The sequence below is a fragment of the Streptomyces sp. NPDC059166 genome (genome assembly GCF_042755185.1).
Taxonomy (GTDB): Bacteria; Actinomycetota; Actinomycetes; order Streptomycetales; family Streptomycetaceae; genus Streptomyces.
Genome location: NZ_JBHZCI010000015.1, coordinates 139,416 through 159,640 on the forward strand (window position 1 = coordinate 139,416; position 20,225 = coordinate 159,640).

14 protein-coding genes and 2 pseudogenes are annotated in these 20,225 nt (G+C 71.6%); 9 read left to right on the forward strand and 7 right to left on the reverse strand.

Annotation, left to right across the window (positions count from 1 at the left end; translation table 11 throughout):
- Positions 1–89: 89 nt before the first annotated feature.
- Positions 90–3,731 carry a S8 family serine peptidase gene (locus ACFXOA_RS14135; RefSeq protein WP_385026739.1) on the forward strand — a complete coding sequence of 1,214 codons (3,642 nt, stop codon included), beginning with the start codon at positions 90–92 and terminating at the stop codon, positions 3,729–3,731.
- Positions 3,732–3,835: 104 nt separating this feature from the next.
- Here ACFXOA_RS14135 and ACFXOA_RS14140 read toward each other — a convergent pair whose 3' ends face one another.
- A complete protein-coding gene (locus ACFXOA_RS14140) occupies positions 3,836–5,380 on the reverse strand; it encodes a peptidoglycan-binding protein (protein ID WP_385026691.1) in 1,545 nt (514 codons plus the stop codon).
- 141 nt (positions 5,381–5,521) lie between these two features.
- Here ACFXOA_RS14140 and ACFXOA_RS14145 point away from each other — a divergent pair, with 141 nt between their 5' ends.
- Positions 5,522–6,001: a fibronectin type III-like domain-contianing protein gene (locus ACFXOA_RS14145; RefSeq protein ID WP_385026694.1), complete on the forward strand. Its 480-nt coding sequence runs from the start codon at positions 5,522–5,524 to the stop codon at positions 5,999–6,001.
- 15 nt (positions 6,002–6,016) lie between these two features.
- Here the strand turns inward: ACFXOA_RS14145 and ACFXOA_RS14150 are convergent, their stop codons facing one another.
- The gene (locus ACFXOA_RS14150) at positions 6,017–6,748 is read right to left on the reverse strand and encodes a nitroreductase family protein (protein ID WP_385026697.1); all 732 of its coding nucleotides are present in this window, start codon (positions 6,746–6,748) and stop codon (positions 6,017–6,019) included.
- Between the two features lie 447 nt (positions 6,749–7,195).
- On the opposite strand from ACFXOA_RS14150, the gene ACFXOA_RS14155 reads away from it, so the two are divergent.
- Genes ACFXOA_RS14155 through ACFXOA_RS14165 form a run of 3 tightly spaced genes read left to right on the forward strand, consistent with a single transcriptional unit; the run spans position 7,196 to position 9,623 of the window.
- A complete protein-coding gene (locus ACFXOA_RS14155) occupies positions 7,196–7,429 on the forward strand; it encodes an acyl carrier protein (protein WP_385026699.1) in 234 nt (77 codons plus the stop codon).
- Complete coding sequence (locus ACFXOA_RS14160) at positions 7,426–8,700, forward strand: beta-ketoacyl-[acyl-carrier-protein] synthase family protein (RefSeq protein ID WP_385026702.1); 1,275 nt, start codon at positions 7,426–7,428, stop codon at positions 8,698–8,700. Before ACFXOA_RS14155 ends, ACFXOA_RS14160 begins: the two co-directional genes overlap by 4 nt.
- 17 nt (positions 8,701–8,717) lie before the next feature.
- Positions 8,718–9,623, forward strand: a complete 906-nt coding sequence (locus ACFXOA_RS14165) for an alpha/beta fold hydrolase (RefSeq protein WP_385026742.1) — start codon at positions 8,718–8,720, stop codon at positions 9,621–9,623.
- Between the two features lie 57 nt (positions 9,624–9,680).
- Here ACFXOA_RS14165 and ACFXOA_RS14170 read toward each other — a convergent pair whose 3' ends face one another.
- Complete coding sequence (locus tag ACFXOA_RS14170; RefSeq protein WP_385026705.1) at positions 9,681–12,095, reverse strand: endonuclease/exonuclease/phosphatase family protein; 2,415 nt, start codon at positions 12,093–12,095, stop codon at positions 9,681–9,683.
- Between the two features lie 596 nt (positions 12,096–12,691).
- On the reverse strand, positions 12,692–13,102 hold the full coding sequence (locus ACFXOA_RS14175) for a VOC family protein (RefSeq protein WP_385026708.1): 411 nt from the start codon (positions 13,100–13,102) through the stop codon (positions 12,692–12,694).
- 206 nt (positions 13,103–13,308) lie between these two features.
- Between ACFXOA_RS14175 and ACFXOA_RS14180 the strand changes: the two genes are divergently transcribed.
- Positions 13,309–14,820, forward strand: a complete 1,512-nt coding sequence (locus tag ACFXOA_RS14180; RefSeq protein WP_385026711.1) for an MFS transporter — start codon at positions 13,309–13,311, stop codon at positions 14,818–14,820.
- Positions 14,817–15,848, forward strand: coding sequence for a glutathione S-transferase family protein (locus ACFXOA_RS14185; RefSeq protein ID WP_385026714.1), 1,032 nt, complete (start codon positions 14,817–14,819; stop codon positions 15,846–15,848). Before ACFXOA_RS14180 ends, ACFXOA_RS14185 begins: the two co-directional genes overlap by 4 nt.
- A 4-nt stretch (positions 15,849–15,852) precedes the next feature.
- Here ACFXOA_RS14185 and ACFXOA_RS14190 read toward each other — a convergent pair whose 3' ends face one another.
- Positions 15,853–16,719, reverse strand: coding sequence for a DMT family transporter (locus ACFXOA_RS14190; RefSeq protein WP_385026717.1), 867 nt, complete (start codon positions 16,717–16,719; stop codon positions 15,853–15,855).
- A gap of 416 nt (positions 16,720–17,135) precedes the next feature.
- Positions 17,136–17,978, reverse strand: a complete 843-nt coding sequence (locus ACFXOA_RS14195; RefSeq protein WP_385026720.1) for a response regulator transcription factor — start codon at positions 17,976–17,978, stop codon at positions 17,136–17,138.
- A gap of 104 nt (positions 17,979–18,082) precedes the next feature.
- Here ACFXOA_RS14195 and ACFXOA_RS14200 point away from each other — a divergent pair, with 104 nt between their 5' ends.
- Together ACFXOA_RS14200 and ACFXOA_RS14205 are read left to right on the forward strand one after the other, a co-directional pair.
- On the forward strand, positions 18,083–19,759 hold the full coding sequence (locus ACFXOA_RS14200; RefSeq protein WP_385026723.1) for an AMP-binding protein: 1,677 nt from the start codon (positions 18,083–18,085) through the stop codon (positions 19,757–19,759).
- Positions 19,756–20,007 (forward strand): annotated as a pseudogene (locus tag ACFXOA_RS14205) (AMP-binding protein); the annotation flags it as partial. The gene ACFXOA_RS14200 and the pseudogene ACFXOA_RS14205, both read left to right, overlap by 4 nt.
- Positions 20,008–20,114: 107 nt before the next feature.
- Here ACFXOA_RS14205 and ACFXOA_RS14210 read toward each other — a convergent pair.
- Positions 20,115–20,225, reverse strand: a pseudogene (locus tag ACFXOA_RS14210) (transposase); the annotation flags it as partial.

The following is a 20,225-nucleotide window of genomic DNA, read 5'->3' on the forward strand; positions in this document are numbered from 1 at the left end:
CCTCCTCCGTCTCCGGCCGGGCGAGACCCGCTCGCGCGGGACACAGGGCCCTGCTCATAGCGACGTCCGTCGCCCTCGTGAGCGGCGTCATGCTCCCCGTGGCGGCCTCCGCCGGCGCCGCCCCCGCGACCTCCGCCGCCGGGGGCCAACGCGTATCGCAGGTGCACGACTACGACATCACGCTGATCACCGGGGACGTCGTCCACTACAGGGACGGCGCCGGAGCTCAGGACACCGTGACCGTCGACCGGCCCGACGGGGCCGAGGGCGGCGTGCACGTCCAGCAGGCCGGCGAGGAGCTCTTCGTCATCCCCGACGAGGCCACCTCGCTCATCGCCGCGGACAAGCTGGACAAGCGGCTGTTCGACGTCTCGGCCCTGGTCGCCATGGGCTACGACGACAAGCGTTCCGCCGGCATCCCGCTGATCGCCACCTACGCGGCCTCGAAGGGACGTTCGCTGCCCGCGGCGCCCGAGGGCAGCACCGACGTCCGCCCGCTGGAGTCCGTCCACGGTGCGGCGCTCAAGGCCGACAAGGACGACGCCCGCGCCTTCTGGGGCGACATCTCCCGTACGGAGAACAGCCGTTCGCTCGACGACGGCATCACCAAGCTCTGGCTCGACGGCAAGGCCCGGGCAACGCTCAAGGACTCGGTTCCCCAGGTCAACGCGGATCAGGCCTGGGCGGCGGGCTACGACGGAACGGGCACCACGGTCGCCGTCCTGGACACCGGCATCGACGCGACGCACCTGGACGTCAAGGACCGCGTCAAGGCGTCGAAGAGCTTCGTCCCCGGCGCGGAGGTGGACGACAAGCACGGCCACGGCACGCACGTCGCCTCCACCGTCGCGGGATCGGGTGCCGCCTCGGACGGCGTCAACAAGGGCGTGGCCCCCGGCGCGGACCTGATCGTCGGCAAGGTGCTGGACGACACCGGGTCCGGCGCCGACTCCGGCATCATCGAGGCGATGGAGTGGGCGAAGTCCGAAGGCGCCGACGTCGTCTCCATGAGCCTCGGCTCCAGCATTCCCGACGACGGCACCGACCCGATGGCACAGGCCGTCGACACGCTCTCCGCCGACGGAGGCCCGCTCTTCGTCATCGCCGCGGGCAACGCCTACGGCGAGGGGACCATAGGCGCGCCGGGCTCGGCGGCGAGCGCGCTCACCGTCGCCGCCGTCGACAAGCAGGACGGGCGGGCCGCCTTCTCCTCCATGGGCCCGCTCGTACGGTCCCACGGCCTGAAGCCGGACCTCTCGGCTCCGGGTGTCGACATCAACGCCGCGGCCTCGCAGTCGGTCCCCGGCATCGAGGGCATGTACCAGCGGATGTCCGGTACCTCGATGGCCACACCCCATGTCGCGGGAGCGGCGGCCATCCTGAAGCAGCGTCACCCCGGATGGACCGGGCAGCGCATCAAGGACGCGCTGATGAGCTCGTCCCTGGTACTCCCCGCCTACTCGCCGTACCAGCAGGGCACCGGTCGCCTCGATGTGAAGGCGGCGATCGACACGACCGTCGAGGCCACCGGCTCGGTCGCGGTCGCTTCCTACGACTGGCCGCACAGCGCGTCCGACCCGGTCGCGGAGCGGACCATCACCTACCGCAACACGGGTGACCAGGACGTCACGCTCGACCTGAGCACGGGCACCGACGCCGAGGCGTACACGCTCTCCACACGGAAGCTGACCGTCCCCGCCGGCTCCACCGCGGAGGCCGTCCTCTCGCTGGACCCGTCGAAGGCAGCGAACGCCACCCAGTACTCCGGACAGGTCGTCGCCAAGGACGCCTCGGGTGCGACCGTGGCCCACACCGGCTTCGCCATGACCAAGGAGCGCGAGCTCTACGACCTGACCCTGCGTCTGCGCGACCGGGCGGGCAAGCCGGCGGCGGACAACGTCATCCTCGGGGCACTCGGTGACCCCCAGCTCAGCATCGTCCCCGTCGACGGCGAGACCACCCTGCGGCTCCCTCCGGGCAACTACACCGCCTGGAGCGCGCTGGAGGTCGACGGCGACCGGGCGGACTCGAAGGGACTGGCGTTCCTCGCGGCCCCCGAGATCCTGCTGACCACGGCCACCAAGGTCACCCTCGACGCCTCCGAGGCCCGCAGGATCAGTGTGCGCACCCCCAAGGAGACGGAGACCCGGCAACTGCGCTACGACATGGCGCGCACCTCGCCAGGGGGCGTGGTACAGCGGGACGCCTACCAGATTCCCCTGACCTACGACCAGCTGTGGGCGAGCCCCACGAAGAAGCCCACTCAGGGCGACTTCAGCTTCCTGACCCGCTGGCGCCAGGGTGAGGAGCAGATCGACGTCACGGCCGACGGCCAGGACGTCCCCGCCACCCCGCAGAGCGGTTCCGCCCTCGCGGACAGGAGGACGTCGAAGCTCACCGCGGTCTACGCCGGCAAGGGCGCCGAGGCGGACTACGACGGCCTGAACGCCAAGGGCAAGGCCGTGGTCGTCGAGCGCGGCGACGCGGTGGCGCCCGCCGACCGTCTGGCCAACGCCCTCGCGGCCGGTGCCCAGGCCCTCCTCGTCGTCAACGACGGCCGCGGCAGGCTGATGGAGCGCTACGCCCCCTACGGCGAGCAGGCGTCGATCCCGGTCGTCTCGGCACAGCGGATCGCGGGACAGGAGCTGATCGAGGCGGCCCGGCACGGCAAGAAGGTGACCGTCGCCGAGAAGAGGTTCGCCGGGTACCTGTACGACCTGGTCGACCGCCACGACGGTGCCGTGCCCGACCGGTCCCTGGCCTTCGCGCCCTCGACCCGCCAGCTCGCCGAGATCACGAACACGTTCCACGGGCACGAGGAGAACCTCGGCGGCGGCTACCGCTACGACATCCCGGAATACGGCCCGGGCCTCGGCTTCGAGGAGTACGAGAAGTTCCCCGGAACCCGGACCGAGTGGGTCAACCCGCTCCCGGGCGACTCCTTCTGGTACGAGAACCACTCCGTCCTGACCGCCGACAACGGAACCGCGCACGAGGTCCGCGGCCCCGAGGCCGACTACGAGGCGGGCTCGAGCTACCACGACGAGTGGTTCGCCCCGGTGGTGGGTCCGCGACTCGGCACCGCGTACTGGGGGCCGTTCCGCGCGGACGACACCATCCAGTTCAACATCACCCCGTGGACCGACTCGGGTGAGGGCCACTCCGGCTCGATGCCCGAGGACGAGTACGACACCACCTCCTACGCCTTCTACCAGGGTGAGAAGCTCCTCAAGAAGGGGGCGGGACGGGCGACGTCGGTCTGGGATCTGTCCGACGAAAGCACTCCGTACCGCCTCGTGATCGACTCCGCAAGGGATGAGGAGACCTGGAAGACCTCCACACGTACCCACTCCGAGTGGGGCTTCCGCTCCGGTGCGCTGCCCGACGGCGCCCGGGCCGACATCCCGATGCTGCAGCTCGACTACGACGTCGACACCGACCTGGCGGGTGACGTCGAGGCCGGCAAGCGGATCGAGCTCGGACTGGAGTCCGGCACCCAGGAATGGCTGAAGGGCGCCGTGAAGGCCAAGTCCGCCTCGATGTGGATCAGTTACGACGAGGGCAAGCGCTGGAGCCCGGTCGATCTGGCCAAGGGCGGCTCCGGAGCGTGGACCACACAACTGAGGACGCCGGCCAAGGGCGCGGCCTCGGTCTCGCTCAAGGTGCACGCGGAAGGCCCCGGCGGCCTGGTCGTCGACCAGGAGATCATCAGGGCCTTCGGCCTGAAGTGATGCGCCCGGCAGGTCTCTGAGGCGGTGGGCCCGTGTCCGGTCCGGACACGGGCCCACGTCGTGGCCGGGGGCTGTCGCGCCCTCCCCGGCCGTCGCGCCGTACGTCAGCGCCCTGCCTGCAGCGCCTCCCAGGTGGCGGGGCCGACGCTGCCGTCGACGCCCAGGCTCCGCGAGCTCTGGTAGTCGCGTACGGCCGTGTCGGTCCGTGCCCCGAAGGCTCCGTCCGCCGTCACCGTACGGCCGAGCGCAGCCGTGAGCGTTCGCTGCAGCCGCTTCACCGCGTCTCCCGAGGAGCCCTTGGTGAGGACCGGAGTGGTTCCCGCGGAGAGCAGCGCCGTCCAGGTCTTCGGGCCGACGACGCCGTCGGCGGTCAGGCCGCGCGCCTTCTGGAAGGCCGCCACGGCGCTCTGCGTGGTGGAGCCGAAGACGCCGTCCGCCGCGCCGGCCTCGTAGCCCTGCTGGTTCAGCAGGGTCTGGACGGCCTTCACCTGGTCGCCCGTCGATCCTGACTTCTGGGTCGTGTAGGACGAGAAGCTGAGGCCGTCGGCCCCGCTGCCGGAACCGCCGACGAGCTGCATGTAGTAGGACCAGTTCCAGTTCGCGCCCGGGTCGGTGTGGTCGTTCCCGGGAGCCTCGCTGTGCCCGATGATGTGCGACCGGTCCTTCGGGATCCCGTACCGGTCGCACAGGTACTTCGTCAGAGCGGCCGACGACCGGTACATGGTGTCGGTGAACCATGACGGGTCGTCGATGAAGCCCTCGTGCTCGATGCCGAGAGACGAGGCGTTGGCGCTCTTCGCGTGGTACGCGGTGTCCTTGTCGCGGACCATCTGGGTGATCTGGCCGTCCGAGGAGCGGACGACGTAGTGGGAACTGACCTTGGACGTCGCGTTCTGGAACCAGCTGATCGTTCCGGCGTACGAGCCCTGGGTGACGTGGATGACGACCTTGTCGACGGTCGCGGTGCGGCCCGTGGCGAAGTTGGCCGAGTCGGCGGCGACCCAGAGCGCGGGCGGGTAGTCCGGGCTCTGCGCGGTGACGTCGGCCTTCGCGAGGACGCCCTTCTCGGGGGAGACCGGCCGGGAGGTGACGGTGACCTTCTCGCCTCCGGCGACGGTGGCTCTGAGCCCTTCGGCGAGGAAGGTGTAGACGGTGTCGGCGTAGAGCGAGGCGACGGCGCCCTCGGCTCCGCTGTAGCGGGCGACCGCCGGATACCAGGCGTCGATGTCCGCCCGCTCGGCCTTGTCCAGCCCCAGCGCGTCGGCGTGGCTGCGCAGTACGGCCGCCCCGCCGAGGATGTTGGTCCCGTCGTCCTCGCGGAGTTCGGCCGCCGGCTCGCCGGTCAGGGAGGCGGCCTTCTCGAGGGAGTGGTTCACCGGGTTGCTGACGAGGTGCATGACGCCGTAGCCGTTGTCCTGGCTGGGACGCCCGTGGTGGCCGTCCAGGTGTGTCTCTCCGTAGCCGACGGCGGCGAGCAGGTCGCGCGGCACTCCGTACTTCTCTGCTGCCCGCTGGAGGGCCTTGTTCATGGGGTCGGTCCCGGCCGGGGCCGCGCCGGCCGGATACCCGGTGACGACGAGGACGGTGGCGGTGAGAGAGGCCAGGACGGCCGCGCGGCCTCGGGTGTGGCCGACGGGTCGTGGGGGCATACCTGCTCCAGGTCTTGTGGGGAGAAGGGGACCGCCGGACCCGGGTGACGTCGGGCCTGGGGCCGCTGAGCCCGCACAGGCTATCGATGTGATCGACGCATGACAATGAGGTCTACGCGTGTCCAACTGCCCGTCACTCCAATGGAGTTGGGATCCGGGCCAGGGGTGGACGACCCGTCGCGCCAGGGGCGCAGGAGCTGGGCCTTTCGGGGCGCACACCCTGGACGCCCTTGCGGCGGGCAGGTCGAGGTCACGGTCCCGGTCACCAGCACCGGGGACCGCGACGGCGACGAGGTCGTCCAGCTGTACGTGCACGACGTCGCGGCAGCCGTCGTCCAGCCGGTCCGCAGGCTGCGCGGCTTCGAGCGTGTCACCCTCCGGCCGGGGGAGGAGCGCCGGGTGCGCTTCACCCTGGGAGCCGAGGACCTCGGCTACTGGACCGACGACCCGACGGGCGCCTGCGTCCTGGAGCGGGGCGTATCGACGTCTACCCGGGTACCAGCTCGGCCGCGACCGCCCGCCGCGGACCGCGGCTGGTCTGATCCGTCCCGCGGAGTCCGCACGCGGGCCGTCCACGCCCGTCCGACCGGCCGTCCAGGGGCCGTCACCCGCCCGGGGTGACGGCCCGCGCAGTGGCTACCAGCGGTCCCGGTGGACGACGTCCGCCACGGGGCGGCGCCGGACCGGCCCGAAGTTCCCCTGCGGCCACCCCACCGGAATCGCGGCGAAGGTGTGCATGTCGGAGGGGATCCCGAGCGCCTTCTTCCACTCCTGCTCCAGCATCAGGTGCCAGATGGTGACGTTGGCCGCGAGCCCCAGGGCACGTGCGGCGAGAAGGATGTTCTGGACGCCCGGATAGACGCAGGAGCCCTCGGCGAGCGCCTGGAAGCGCGTCTGGGTGGCCGCCATCTGCTCCAGGCCCGCCGGGCCGAGCGCCTCGGCGTAGACGCCGAGTCCTTCCTCGTCGAACTCCGGTTCCGGGAACTGGTAGCAGGGGATGATCAGCGCCGGGGTGTCCGCGAAGTGGTCACGCTGGTACTCGATCGCCGCGACCATCCGCGCGTACGCCTCGGCGGGCATGCCGTCGGGGGCGTGCTTGCCGGTCGTCGCGAGATAGGCGTCCACGCACCGCTTCCACAGCGGCGCGAGCTCGGCCATGACCGCGCGGTCGGTCACCACGACGTACTCGTAGCGCTGCATGTTGCCACCGCTGGGACCCCAAACGGCCGCCTGTATCAGCTGGTCGAGCGTTTCCTGGGGTACTGCGTCGGGCTTCAGCCTGCGCATGGCGCGCATCGTCGACATGGTCGGGAAGAGGGCGGGCCCGTCAGGGGCGGGAGCGGCGGGGTGCACCGTTTCGAAGGTCATGATCGCGGATCCTACGGCTCAAACACTCCCGGAGGGAGTGCTGTTGGACCGCCACCCGTACCGGCCGGTCCCGCGGATCCCGCCCGCGCAGGAGTGCGGGACGTGTTCCGGGATCCTCTGCCCGGTTGTGGGGAGCACAACTGGGCGACGGATGTGCCGAGTTGCGAGTGGCCGAACAGGCGCCCGCGTCGGCGCGGCCACCCGGCGTCCCCTGCGGGGCTCCGTCCGCGACGCCGCACCCGTACGTTCGTGCCCCTGGAATCCCCCATGAGAGCCGGAGGGATTCGTACACCTGGCCGCTACCCCTCCTCACGGGGGAACGAGGGCCTGGGAACCGGCCGCGAAGGCGTATAAAGGGTCCCTCCCGAGCAGCCGGCGTCCCCCGATGGCCACCCCACCCACCACGCGGCCGGCGTCACCGCGTACCGAGAGCGGAGGAGCGTCGCCATGAGCACCTCGGAAGAGATCAGCGCCTTGCTCGTCACCAGATTCGGAACCGATCCGGAGGCCATCAGGCCCGAGGTGCCGCTCCGTCAGCTGCGGCTGGACTCCCTCGCGCTGGAAGAACTCAGACTCCTCATCGAGGACCGGCTGGACGTCGACCTGGAGGACGTCGTGCTGTCGTCGCGCGACACCGTGGGCCACCTGGTCACGGCCGTGTGCAGCAAGGCCGGCGCGTGACGGGGCGCGGGCCGTTCGCGCGCAGGCCCTCCCGGCCGGGCATCGAGCCGTTCAGCGCCGCCGTCACCGGGATCGGCCTGGTCACCGCCTCCGGAGTGGGCGTGGACGCCGCCTGGCGCGGGGTGTGCGACACCGCGGGAGCGCCCTCGGTTCCGCATCTGCCTGAACTGGATGGCCTGCCGTGCGACTTCATGTACACCGTCGAAGACCTCGACATGAAGGCGGTACTGGGCGTCGCGGCGCAGCGGCTCATGGACCGCTTCTCACAACTCGCCGTGGTCGCCGCCCGTGAGGCGGTCGCGGACGCCGGACTCGACCCCTCGGTCTGGGACAGCGGGCGGGTCGCCGTCGTCATCGGATCCGCCCACGGCGGGCTGCCGTTCTACGACGAGCAGCACACCACCCTCACCGAGCGCGGTGCGCGGCGCGTATCCCCGAAGCTCGCCCCGCTGAGCGTCGTCAACGGCGCGGCCAGCAGTGTCGCCATGGACCTGGGGGTGCACGGCCCCAGCCAGGCCGTCTCCACGGCCTGCTCGTCCGGCACCGTCGCCATCGGCACGGCTCATCAGATGCTCCGCACCGGGGCCTGCGACATCGTCGTGGCAGGCGGTGCTGAATCGGTCCGCTCCCGGCTGCTGATCGCCAGCGCATGCCAGATGAGGGCGGTCTCCACCCGCCGGGACGACCCGTCAGCCGCGTGCCGCCCCTTCGACACCCACCGCGACGGGTTCGTCGTGGGGGAGGGCGCCGGGCTGCTCGTCATGGAGCGCCCCGAACACGCACGTGCCCGGGGCGCCACCGTCCGCGCCCGCGTCGCCGGGTACGGCGCCTCCAGCGACGCCCACTCCGCGGTCGCCCCCGACCCCGACGGCCTCGGGATCGAGCGGGCGCTGCGCACCGCGCTCGCCGACGCCGGAATCGATGCCGTCGATGTCGGCCACGTCAACGCCCACGGCACGTCGACCGTCGCCAACGACCTCATCGAGGCGACCATGCTCCGCCGCGTCCTCGGCGAACACCCGCTCGTCACCTCGACGAAGGCCATGACCGGTCACACCCTCGGTGCCGCCGGCGGCATCGAGACCGCCCTGACCGTCCTCGCCCTCCAGCACCAGGTGGTCCCGCCGACCGTCAACCTCGAGGCGCCCGACCCGGCCATCCCCATGGAGATCGTGCAGAAGGAGGCCCGGAACGCGGCGTTCGACTGTGCCGTCAAGACATCACTCGGATTCGGCGGTCACAACGCCGCGCTCGTGCTCACCAGGGCATGACGGAAGCGAGGAGCAGCGTGCCCGAGGAGATCATCCGCAGCCTGACCGTGGACGGACTGCGCTACGGCTACCGCCTCCTGCCCCGCGACCCCGGAGCCGGTGCTCCGGCCACCGAACCGGTAGTCGTCATCGGCGGAGCACTGCAGGGCATGTTCGGCTGGCCCCAGATGGACGACCATCTGGGCCCGCTGACCGATGTGGTCACCGCCGACCTGCCCGGCATGGGCACGGCCGACCCGCTGCCCCCCGGACCGAGCGCCGAGATCCTCCGGGCGGCGGTCACCGGAATCCTGGACGATCTGGGCGTCGCCAGGATCAACCTCTTCGGTTTCTCCTACGGCGCCGCCATCGCCTTCGGCTGCGCCCGGCACGACCCGCGGCGTGTCGCCAGGCTCGTCCTCGGCGGAGTCCCCACCCACATCGGCGACGACCAGGTCGCCCACTGGCACCGCGCGCAGCGGGCACTCGCCGACGGGGACCCCGAGAAGTTCGCCGCACTGGCCGCCGACGGGCTGATGTGCCGCGACCCCGCCAAACCCGTGCACCGCGGTGAGCTGGCGCGCCGCTACGTGCGACGCTCCTTCACACACGCCCTCGCCCACTCCGCGCACGCCGCCGACTCGCTGCACCGGGCGATCGCCGACCGGCCGGACTTCACCGGCGGGCTGTCGGGCGTACCCACGCTGGTGTTCGCGGGGGAGCACGACACGGTCACGTCACCGGAGCTGCAGCGGGAGTTCGCCCGGACGATCGAGGGGAGCCGCTTCCTCACCCTTCCGGAGTCCGACCACTGGGTCGTGCTCGAGCGCTCCGAGGAGGTCGCGGACCTGGTGACCCGGTTCTTCACGGACCAGCCGCTCGAACCGTCCGCCGTCCGGCTCCCCCACCAGGCACGACCGGGTGCGGACGTCCCGGCCGTCTAGGGCTGTCACGCGTGCGGGACGGGGTGGCGACGACCGTCGCGCCGCCACCCGCTCCGGTCAGTGCCGGTGGCCTCCGCCCTTCACGTCGATCCGCACGATCTGCGGGTCGTGGTCGCTGGCCTGGTCCGCGAACTCGGCGTTGATGTGCACCACGTCGTAGTCGAAGCGGCGTACGGCGGGGCTGGTCAGGATGTGGTCCAGCGTCTGCGAGTTCCCGTCGTACACATAGCTGTACTGCTCGCGCGCCGGCAGGGTGGTGATCAGCGGTTTGAGAACCTTGCCGCCGGTCAGCGCCTTCATGGTGTCGGAGAAGGCGAAGTCGTTGAGGTCGCCCAGTGCGACGACCCGGGCCGACTTGTCCGCCTTCAGCAGGGAGGTGACGAAGGTGTTCACCTCGGCCGCCTGCCGCACCCGCTGGATCTCCGAACCGCGCGCCGGTTCCTGGAAACGGCCGTGCAGGGGCTGGTCGCCGCCCTTGGAGGCGAAGTGGTTGGCGATGACGAAGACGGACTCCCCACGGAAGCGGAACTCGCCCACCAGCGGTTTGCGGCTGCTGTCCCAGGCGGTGCTCGTGGGGTTGATCCGGCCCGGTGACACGGAGAGCGCGACTCCCTTCCGCGTCTTCACCGCGGTCACCGCGGTGGTCGCGTCACCGCCCGCACGGTCCACGAACTCGACCCGGTGAGGGTCGAAGAGGAACACGTTGCGGATGTTGCCTCCGGGCTCGCCCCCGTCCTTGCCGTCCTCCGGAGCGACATAGCGCCAGGAGTACCTGGGGCCGCCCGCCGCGACGATCGCGTCCGTGAAGCGCTTCAGGGTGGCCTCGGATCCCACCGTGCCGTCGTTCACCGCACCGTTGTCGTCCTGGATCTCCTCCAGGGAGACGATGTCGGGCGACGAGAGGTTCACCGCGACCCCCTGCGCCAGGGTGTCGAACTTCTCCTGCTCGTCGGCCGCGTCGAGGTTCTCCACGTTGTACGTGGCGACCGCCAGCTCCCGGCGCTTCTGCTTCCGCGTCACCTCGCGCTTCAGCCCGTTGTCCCGGAGCGTGCCCAGCTGGGTGGCCTGGACGTTGTATCCGCCGTACGAGGCGTAGTCGACGACACCCGTCGTCGTGCCGGACAGCACGTCACCCACGTTCGCGACCGGGACGGGCTGTGCCGGGTCCAGGGACATCACCTTGAGACGGCCGGTGTTCTGGTCCTCGTAGGACCGGTACAGCGTGCCGCCGCGCCGGGTGGGGTTCTCCCTGGGCTTGACCGTCACCCAGACCTCGTCGTACGCGGTCGTCGCGCCCGTCACCCGGGTGTCGGCCATCGTGACGCGGGAGCCCTCGAGGGATTCGTACAGGTCCAGGGCGTACACGGACGGGTCGAGGCCGAGCGTCTCGACCGAGGCGCCGCCGGCCGTCGGCACATAGGCGTCCGGCACCGAGTGGGCGTCGAGGGCGACGGCCTCGGGCAGAGCGTTGCCCGAGGAGAGGACGGTGGTCAGCGGCGCGGTGATCTGGGTGAGGGACTGGGTCCCGGTGGCCGGGTAGTACTCGGCCACCTTGCCGCTGACCAGTACGGAGTCACCGACGGAGACGGCCGGTGCCGAGGACCCGGTGTAGACGAACAGGCCCTCGCTCGTACGGGCGTCGCCGTCCGGCGCGGTGTCCTGCATCCAGAACCCGCGCGAGCCCGAGGTCCGCACACCGGTGACGACACCGGGGACCCCGGCGACCTGCTGCCCGGTGAGCGGGGACAGGCGGGTCGTGCCCTGGATGTCGTGGATCCGGACCGTGCCGGGCTCGGTCGGCCCGCCGGGCTCGCCCGGGCCCGAGCCGCCGGAGGTCTCTCCGGCGGCGTTGACCGGTGTGGGGGTGCCCGCGGTCAGGTCGCCGGCGTTGTCGTCGGTGTCCGCCAGGGACGAACCGCGGGCCACGGAAGCGGTGTTGGAGGCACCCGTCACCGGGCCGGAACCCTCCCGCACGACCGCCGAGCCGAATCCGACGAGGTCGACGATCCGGGTGTCGGCCGCGCAGTCCGCCGCGGTCTTGCAGGTCAGAGGTGTCGTGCCGGAGACGAGCGCCACCGTGCCGCTCGTCGCGGACATCGCGATGGTGCCGGTCGTGTCCGGGGCGGGAAGGGCCACCGTGCCGCCCGTACCCGCGGCCTCCGCGACCAGGTACCGGCCGCCCGGCGCCACGGCGCCCGACAGAGGGGACACCTGCCAGAGTGATCCGGCGGAGGGCGTGCCCGGGAGGTACTGGACGCTGTAGCCGGACAGGCCGAACGTACTCTGCCCCGCGTTCGCCAGTTCGATGTAGTCGCGGGTCAGCGTCGCGCCGGAGTTGCCACCGCCGCCGTACACCTCCGAGATGACGGCCGACGACGAGGGCGCCGCGAAGGCGGCGGGCAGCGCGGTCACCGACAGGGTCACGGCGACGGCGGTGGCCAGCAGGGCGGAACCGGGTCTGGCTATGTGCACGGGAATTGCCCCCAGAAGTGTGGTGAGGGGCCAAAAGCTATGCGCGTAGACCTGTCATGGCAAGAGACCGGAGGTTAAATCCGGGCGTCAATCCGGAGTGCGGGCACGGCAGTTCACCCTCGGACGCGTCGATGCCGGGAAGCCGGGAGCGTCCCTGTGCGCCGGTGGGGGCGCCCGGCGCACAGGAACCGGATCGATGCCGCACCGTCCGTGCCCGCCGCGACCCGCGAACCGGATCGATGCCCGCACCGTCCATACCCGCCGAGAACCGGAACCGGACCGAAGCCCGCGCCGCCATACCCACCGCGAATCGGATCGATGCCCGCACCGTCCATACCCACCGCGAACCGCGAACCGGACCGAAGCCGTGTACGGCCCCGGCCGGTGACCAGGTCCATCGGGTGGTGCCGGACCGAGGTGATCCGGGGCGGGGGACCCGGGCCGTGAGATCCGAACCGATGGCTCCCGTCCGACGCCCCCCGGGCCGGGAGGGAACCGGATCGGAGGGATCCAGGACCGAGGAACCGGAACCGGATGCTCCCCGACCCGGGCACCCGTACCGGCGGACACTCGGGTCTGCCCGCCCCCGGAAGGCCTCACCCGGTGGTGTGCTCCGGCAGGCGCGCCGGGTACACGGCCAGCGAGAACGAGTGCCCGGCCGGATCGGTGTACACACGGACGTCGCGCGGTCCGCTGTTGGTGTCGCCCGTGTCCACCGGCCGTGCGCCGAGGCCTATCGCCTCCCGTTCCGCCTCGTCCATGTCACCCGGGTCCACCAGGACCCGCAGGTGCGCCTGCTGGGAATCCTCCGGTCGCGGCCAGCTGGGCGGGGCGTAGCCGTGGTCGCGGCGCACGGCGAGGTGCACCCCGCTGTTGCCGACGATCTCGACGAAATCGGGATCGCTCCCGATCCGCGTCTCGGCGTCGAGGAGAGTGGCGTAGAAGTGCGCGAGTTCCATGGGTTCGGCACAGTCCAGGACGAGAACGCTCGTTTTCCCGACAGTCATGCCCCATCGCTACCCCCGATGGGGCGTCACACGCCGCAAAAACCGGGGGAGTCGGGGGTCCGCAGGGACTCCTGGACGTCGGGGCCGGTGCTGGAGACGACAGCGGGTGTACGGCTCGGCCGGGCGGAGACCGTGGACGGTGCACCGCATCCGAAGCCGCGCGCTGATGCGCCGGGAATCGCCGGGCAGCCCTTAGGGTGCGGATCATGTCAGCGAGCGCGAGGGACGGGGACACGCCCTCTTCCGGTCCGGTCCCCACCGACCCCCGCCGCTGGCGCGCGCTCGCCGTGTGCCTGGTCGCGGGCTTCATGACTCTGCTGGACGTCTCGATCGTCAACGTGGCGCTGCCGTCCATCAAGGAGGGACTCGACACCCCCGAGTCCGACCTGCAGTGGGTGCTGTCCGGGTACGCACTCGCGTTCGGCCTCGTACTCGTCCCGGGCGGCCGGCTCGGCGACGCACGGGGCCGCCGCCTGATGTTCATGGTGGGGCTGACCCTCTTCACCCTCGCGTCCGCCGCGTGCGGAGCCGCGCAGTCCAGCCTCTGGCTCGTCATCGCCCGACTCCTCCAGGGCGCCGCCGGCGGCCTCCTCTCGCCCCAGATCTCCGCACTCATCCAGCAGATGTTCTCCGGCCGCGAACGTGGCCGGGCCTTCGGCATGTTCGGCACGGTCGTCGGCATCTCCACCGCCGTCGGTCCGCTGCTGGGCGGCCTCATCATCCAGAGCGCGGGCACGCAGGAGGGCTGGCGCTGGGTCTTCTACGTCAACCTCCCGATCGGGATCGTCTGCCTCCTGCTGGCCAGACGCCTGCTCCCCGACACTCCCTCCGCGACCCGGGTCCGCCTCCGCGACCTCGACCCCGTCGGCGTGCTGCTGCTCGGGGCGGGCGTCCTCACGCTGCTGCTGCCGTTCGTCCAGGCCCAGCAGTGGCAGGGCAACGGCAAGTGGCTGCTCGTACCGGTGTCCGCGGTGCTGCTGACGGTGTTCGTCGCCTGGGAGTCCCGATGCGCCCGGCGCAGCGTCGAGCCGGTGCTGAACCTCGCGCTCTTCAGGCTCCGGTCCTTCTGGCTGGGCTGCCTGATGATCCTTCTGTACTTCGCGGGATTCACCTCGATCTTCTTCATCAGCACCCTCTACCTGCAGTCGGGACTGCGCTACAGCGCCCTGGAGGCCGGACTCGCCATCACCCCGTTCGCCCTGGGCGCGGGCGCCTCCGCGAGCATCGGAGGCCGGCTGGTCGGCCGCTTCGGCCGGCCGCTCATCGTCGTGGGCCTCGTCATGGTGGCGGCCGGACTCGGGCTCACCGCCCTCGCGGCACACCTGGTGCCGGGTCGTGGAGCCGGCCTCGCGATGGCGGCACCACTGTTGCTGGCGGGGCTGGGGAGCGGCCTCGTCATCGCCCCGAACCAGACCCTCACCCTCGCCGAGGTCCCGGTGAACAACGCGGGAAGCGCGGGCGGCACCCTCCAGACAAGTCAGCGGGTCGGCTCGGCGATCGGGATCGCCGCGGTGGGCTCCGTCTTCTTCGCCCGGCTCGGCCCGGGGGGCTGGGCGGGAGCATACGACCACGGACTCCTCGTCTCCGTCGCGTTCGTCCTCGCCGCCCTGATCGTGGCGCTCGCCGACGTCGTGGCGGGCCGACGGGGAAGGAGACACGCGGAGACAGCCGGCACGACCGCCGCCGACGCCACCCACTCGCCGAGGAGCACACCGTGAGCGACACCGAGGCCCGCGACCAGGACGGGAACGACGCGTACGGCCGCAAGCCGTTCAAGCGGTCCCGCAGCCACTTCGCCGACCGCATCACCGCCGACGGCCGCAACGGCTGGCCCGTCGAGGCCGGGCGCTACCGCCTGGTCGTCAGCCGCGCGTGCCCCTGGGCGAGCCGCGCACTCGTCTCACGCCGGCTGCTCGGTCTGGAGAGCGCCCTCTCCCTGGCCGTCGCCGACCCGATCCAGGACGACCGCAGCTGGCGCTTCACCCTGGACGAGGGCGGCAAGGACCCGGTACTGGGCATCGGATACCTCAGCGAGGCGTACGACGCGCGGGAGCGCGGCTATCCCGGAGGGGTCAGCGTCCCCGCGATCGTCGACGTACCGACAGGCACCCTGGTTACCAACGACTACCAGCGGATCACCCTGGACCTGGCCACCGAGTGGACCGCCCTGCACCGCGAGGGCGCGCCCGACCTCTACCCCGAGCCGCTGCGCGACGAGATCGACACCGTGATGGACGGCGTCTACCGGGACGTCAACAACGGCGTCTACCGCGCCGGGTTCGCCGCCGGACAGGCGGAGTACGAGGCCGCCTACGTCGATGTCTTCCGACGCCTCGACCTGGTCTCCGAACGCCTCGCCGCCCGGCGCTACCTCGTCGGCGACACGATCACCGAGGCCGACATCCGGCTGTTCACCACGCTCGTACGCTTCGACGCCGTCTACCACGGGCACTTCAAGTGCAACCGCTCCAAGATCGCCGAGGACCCCGTCCTGTGGGCGTACGTCCGCGACCTGTACCAGACCCCGGGCTTCGGCGACACCGTCGACTTCGACCACATCAAGCGCCACTACTACCAGGTGCACACCGGGATCAACCCCACCGGCATCGTCCCTCTGGGCCCCGGCCTCTCGGGCTGGCTCACCCCGCACCACCGGGAGCAGCTCGGCGGCCGTCCGTTCGGCGACGGGACCCCGCCCGGGCCGGTACCGGCCGGCGAAGCCGTCCCGGCGAGCGGCCGCCCCTGACCGTTCACCGCCGCACCTCCTGCGGGGTGCTCGCGCTCGCCAGAGGGGAGCGGGCGAGGACCACACAGCCGACGGCGATCAGCGCGAGCCCCGCGATCTGCGGCAGCAGCCACCAGCCGGTGCGCAGCTCCTCACCGAACAGCGTCACCCCGTAGGTGATGCTGATCAGCGCGTCCCCCAGGGTCAGCATCGGCTGCACCGCCACCAGCGACCCGGCCTGCAGGGCGTTCTGCAGGAGGAACAGAGCGCCCACACCCGCCGCCGCGGTGGCGTACAACTGCCAGGCGGTGAACAGGCCCACCGCGCCGTCGCTGTCCAGCCGGGCCATGGCGTCCTTCATCAGTGCCGCCGTCAGCGCGTAGCCGCAGGCCGCCCCCAGGCCCAGCAGCGCTGCCCTGGCGTTCCCCGAGGTGGACAGCGCGGCGGTGATCAGGGCGAACTCGAACGCCCCGGTCGCCACCAGAGCCGGGATCCAGGCCGCCCCCTGGACGTCGTCGCTCCCGCCGACCGGCGCGGCCGCGGCCATACCCACGGCGAGGCCCAGAGTCACGGTGGCCACCCCCACCCACACCGTGCGCCCCACACCCACGCGCATCACGAACCCCGCGATGAGCAGCGTCGCCGGAAGCTCGATCACGAAGATCGGCTGGACCACGGCGATGGGCCCCGTGGCGAGCGCCACCGCCTGGCACACGGCGGCGACGATCACGAGGCCGATGCCGCCCAGCCACACCTTCTGGCGGAGCAGGTGTCCGACGAGCGACAGCCGCATCGCCTCGCTGTCGGGCACGCGCAGGGCCGCACGGCGCTGCAGTACCGAGGCGGTGCCGTTGCTGAGCGCGGTCAGCACGGCGAACAGGACACTGATCACCGCCCCATCATGGGGGCGGACACCGCTTCCCCGGCGATGCCGCCGGCCTCGGGGTGTCGCCGTTCCACCGCCCCGCACGGCCGTCGTGACCTGCCCGCCCCGTGAACGCCGCCGCACGCGTGGCCCACCTGCCGCGGGGCGGGGAACCTCCCGGAACGCCGGTCACCGCCGCGTCCGGACGGCCTCGGAACCGGGCGAGACCCTGAGCCGCCCCGTCTGCCCATGAGCCGAGCAGCCGAGCACCGTGGCCCCGTACCCGCTCATCTCAGGGCTGCGGCACCGCGATCCGGCCGCACCTCCGGTGCCACCCCCGGGTCCGTCCACGGTGCGCGGTCACGGGAGCAGCCCCGCGCGCCTGGCCGCCACCACCGCCTCCAACCGGGTACGAGCCCCCAGCTTCCGCCCACGGTGCGCGGTCACGGGAGCAGCCCCGCGCGCCTGGCCGCCACCACGGCCTCCAACCGGGTACGAGCCCCCAGCTTCCGCATCGCGGACCGCAGGTAGCTCTTCACGGTCTCCGGCCTGAGCCCCAGACGTTCGGCCGCAGCGGCGTTCGTGGCGCCCGAGGCCACGCAGGCGATCACATCCACCTCGCGCGGGGCCAGACGCACACGGGGCGCCGGTGCGGCTTCCGGGCCTGCGGCCGAGGCCAGCCGCCCGCACACCGCGAGCAGTTCGTCACGCAGGGCGGGGTCGACGATCCTCGGGGCGAGGGCCCGCAGCTCCCGGTGCGCCTCCCGTACGTCCTCCCAGGGCCCGGCCTGGACGCCAGGACCGGCGACCTGTCCGCCGGTGGCCGCCAGGAGCCGGCGCACCTCGTCCCGTACGGCCAGCGCCTGCTCCACGTCCCGTGCGGCGGACGCCACCGCGTCGAACGTGCGGTCCCCGAGCGTCAGCGGCGCACGCAGAGCCCCGTACAGCACTCCGCGTACCGTCCGCCCCACGACCACGGGCACCGCCACCACCGAGCGCAGGCCCTCCGCGGCGACAGCCGTGTCGTACTCGTGGCTGATGTGGCGCGAGGAGGGATAGTCGGTGACCGCGCAGGGCCGGGACAAGGCGATGGCCTTGCCGCCGAGACCGCTTCCGGAGGAGATGACGAGCCCGCGCAGGGCCGGGGTCCGGGTCCCGTTCAGCTCCCCGATCCGGGCATGACGGGCGTCCGACAGCAGCCCGCCGAACACGACGGGCAGCCCGCTCGTCCGGCGCAGGCCGAGCAGCGCCGACCTCAGCTCTTCGGTCTCACCGCGTTCCGGCACGTCGCTGACTCCCCGCCCCGTCGCCCCTACCCCCGTCCGGGGGTGGTGAGATCAGGGTCACTGTTCCCATGATGTCAGGAACGTGGCAGCAACGAGGAGGACATATGCCGGCAACGAGTGCGACCGAGATGTTCCGGGAGGCCAGGGACTTCCTGATCGAGCACCGTGAGGACTGGACCGCGGCGTACGAAGGCTTCAGCTGGCCCCGGCCCGCGCAGTTCAACTGGGCACTCGACTGGTTCGACGTCATCGCCGAGGACAACCACCGCACCGCCCTGCACATCGTGGAGGAGGACGGCACGCGCACGGAGGTGTCCTTCGCCCGGATGGCGGCACGGTCCGCGCAGGCGGCGAACTGGCTGCGGGAACAGGGGGTGCGCGCCGGGGACCGGATCCTCGTCATGCTGGGCAACCAGACCGAGCTCTGGGAGACGGCGCTCGCCGCGATGAAGCTGCGGGCCGTGGTCATCCCCGCCACCCCGCTGCTCGGACCGGTCGACCTGAGGGACAGGGTCGACCGGGGCAGGGTGGCGCACGTCCTCGTCCGGTCGCAGGACACGGCGAAGTTCGACGAGGTACCCGGGGACTACTCCCGTATCGCCGTCGGCGACGACGTCGCGGGGTGGCTCTCCTACGGCGGCGCCGACGAGGCGCCCGAGGAGTTCACCGCGGACCGGGAGACCGACGCCGACGAACCCCTGATGCTCTACTTCACCTCCGGCACGACGGCCAGTCCGAAGCTCGTCGAGCACACCCATGTCTCCTACCCCGTGGGCCACCTGGCCACCATGTACTGGATCGGCCTCAAGCCCGGCGACGTCCATCTGAACATCTCCTCACCGGGCTGGGCCAAGCACGCCTGGTCCAATCTCTTCGCACCGTGGAGTGCCGAGGCCACCGTCTTCATCTTCAACTACAGCAGGTTCGACGCCGGCCGCCTCATGGCGGAGATGGACCGGTCCGCGATCACCAGTTTCTGTGCCCCGCCGACGGTCTGGCGGATGCTGATCCAGGCCGACCTCACCCAGCTGAAGACCCCGCCCCGCGAGGTCGTGGCGGCGGGGGAGCCGCTCAACCCCGAGGTCATCGAGAGCGTGCGCCGCGCCTGGGGCGTCACCATCCGCGACGGGTTCGGCCAGACCGAGACCGCGGTCCAGGTGGCCAACTCGCCGGGACAGCCGCTCAAGGCAGGCTCGATGGGCCGCCCCAGCCCCGGCTTCAAGGTCGAACTGCTGGACCCGGTCTCCGGTGAACCGGGTGCGGAGGAGGGAGAGATCGCCCTGGACCTGGCCGCCCCGCCCGTCGGCCTGATGACGGGCTATCACGGCGACCCGGAGCGCACCGCCGAGGCCATGGCGGGGGGTTACTACCGGACCGGGGACATCGGCTCCCGCGACGAGGACGGATACATCACCTACGTCGGCCGGGCGGACGACGTGTTCAAGGCGAGCGACTACAAGATCTCGCCCTTCGAGCTGGAGAGCGCGCTGCTGGAGCACGAGGCGGTCGCCGAGGCCGCCGTCGTACCGGCGCCCGACCCGGTGCGGCTCTCCGTACCGAAGGCCTACGTCGTCCTCGCCGAGGGGTGGGAGCCCGGCGCCGACACCGCGAAGGTGCTCTTCGAGCACTCCAGGGCGGTCCTCGCGCCGTACAAGCGGGTCCGCCGAATCGAGTTCGCCGAACTTCCCAAGACCGTCTCGGGGAAGATCCGCAGGATCGAGCTGCGTGAGCGCACCGCTCAGGGCGGCGGCACCGAGTACGCCGAGGGGGACCTGCTGTGACCGGACTCTCCTACGCGCACGGCACCGGCGACAAGCCCTTGCTGGGTGACACCATCGGACGCAACCTGGACCGGGCGATCGAGGCGTTCGGGGAGCGTGAGGTGCTGGTCGACGTGACCTCGGGTCGCCGCTGGACGTACGCCGAGTTCGGCGCGGACGTGGCGGAACTCGCCCGCGGGCTCATGGCGTCCGGGGTGGGGAAGGGCGACCGGGTCGGCATCTGGGCGGTCAACTGCCCCGAGTGGGTCCGACCCGGCGAAGTACGAGCCGGACCACAGACGCTGGGCCCGCCAGTAGTGGCGGACGAGGTCGGGGAACTCTCCCCCAGCCTTCGGCCGGGAGGTGCCCTCAGGTGGAGCCTGCGCGAGGACACGCCTTTGAGGCTGTTGACCAGTTTGGACACGGCGACCTTCGGCGGGAAGTTCACGAGCAGGTGGACGTGGTTGTTCTCGCCGTTGAACTCGAC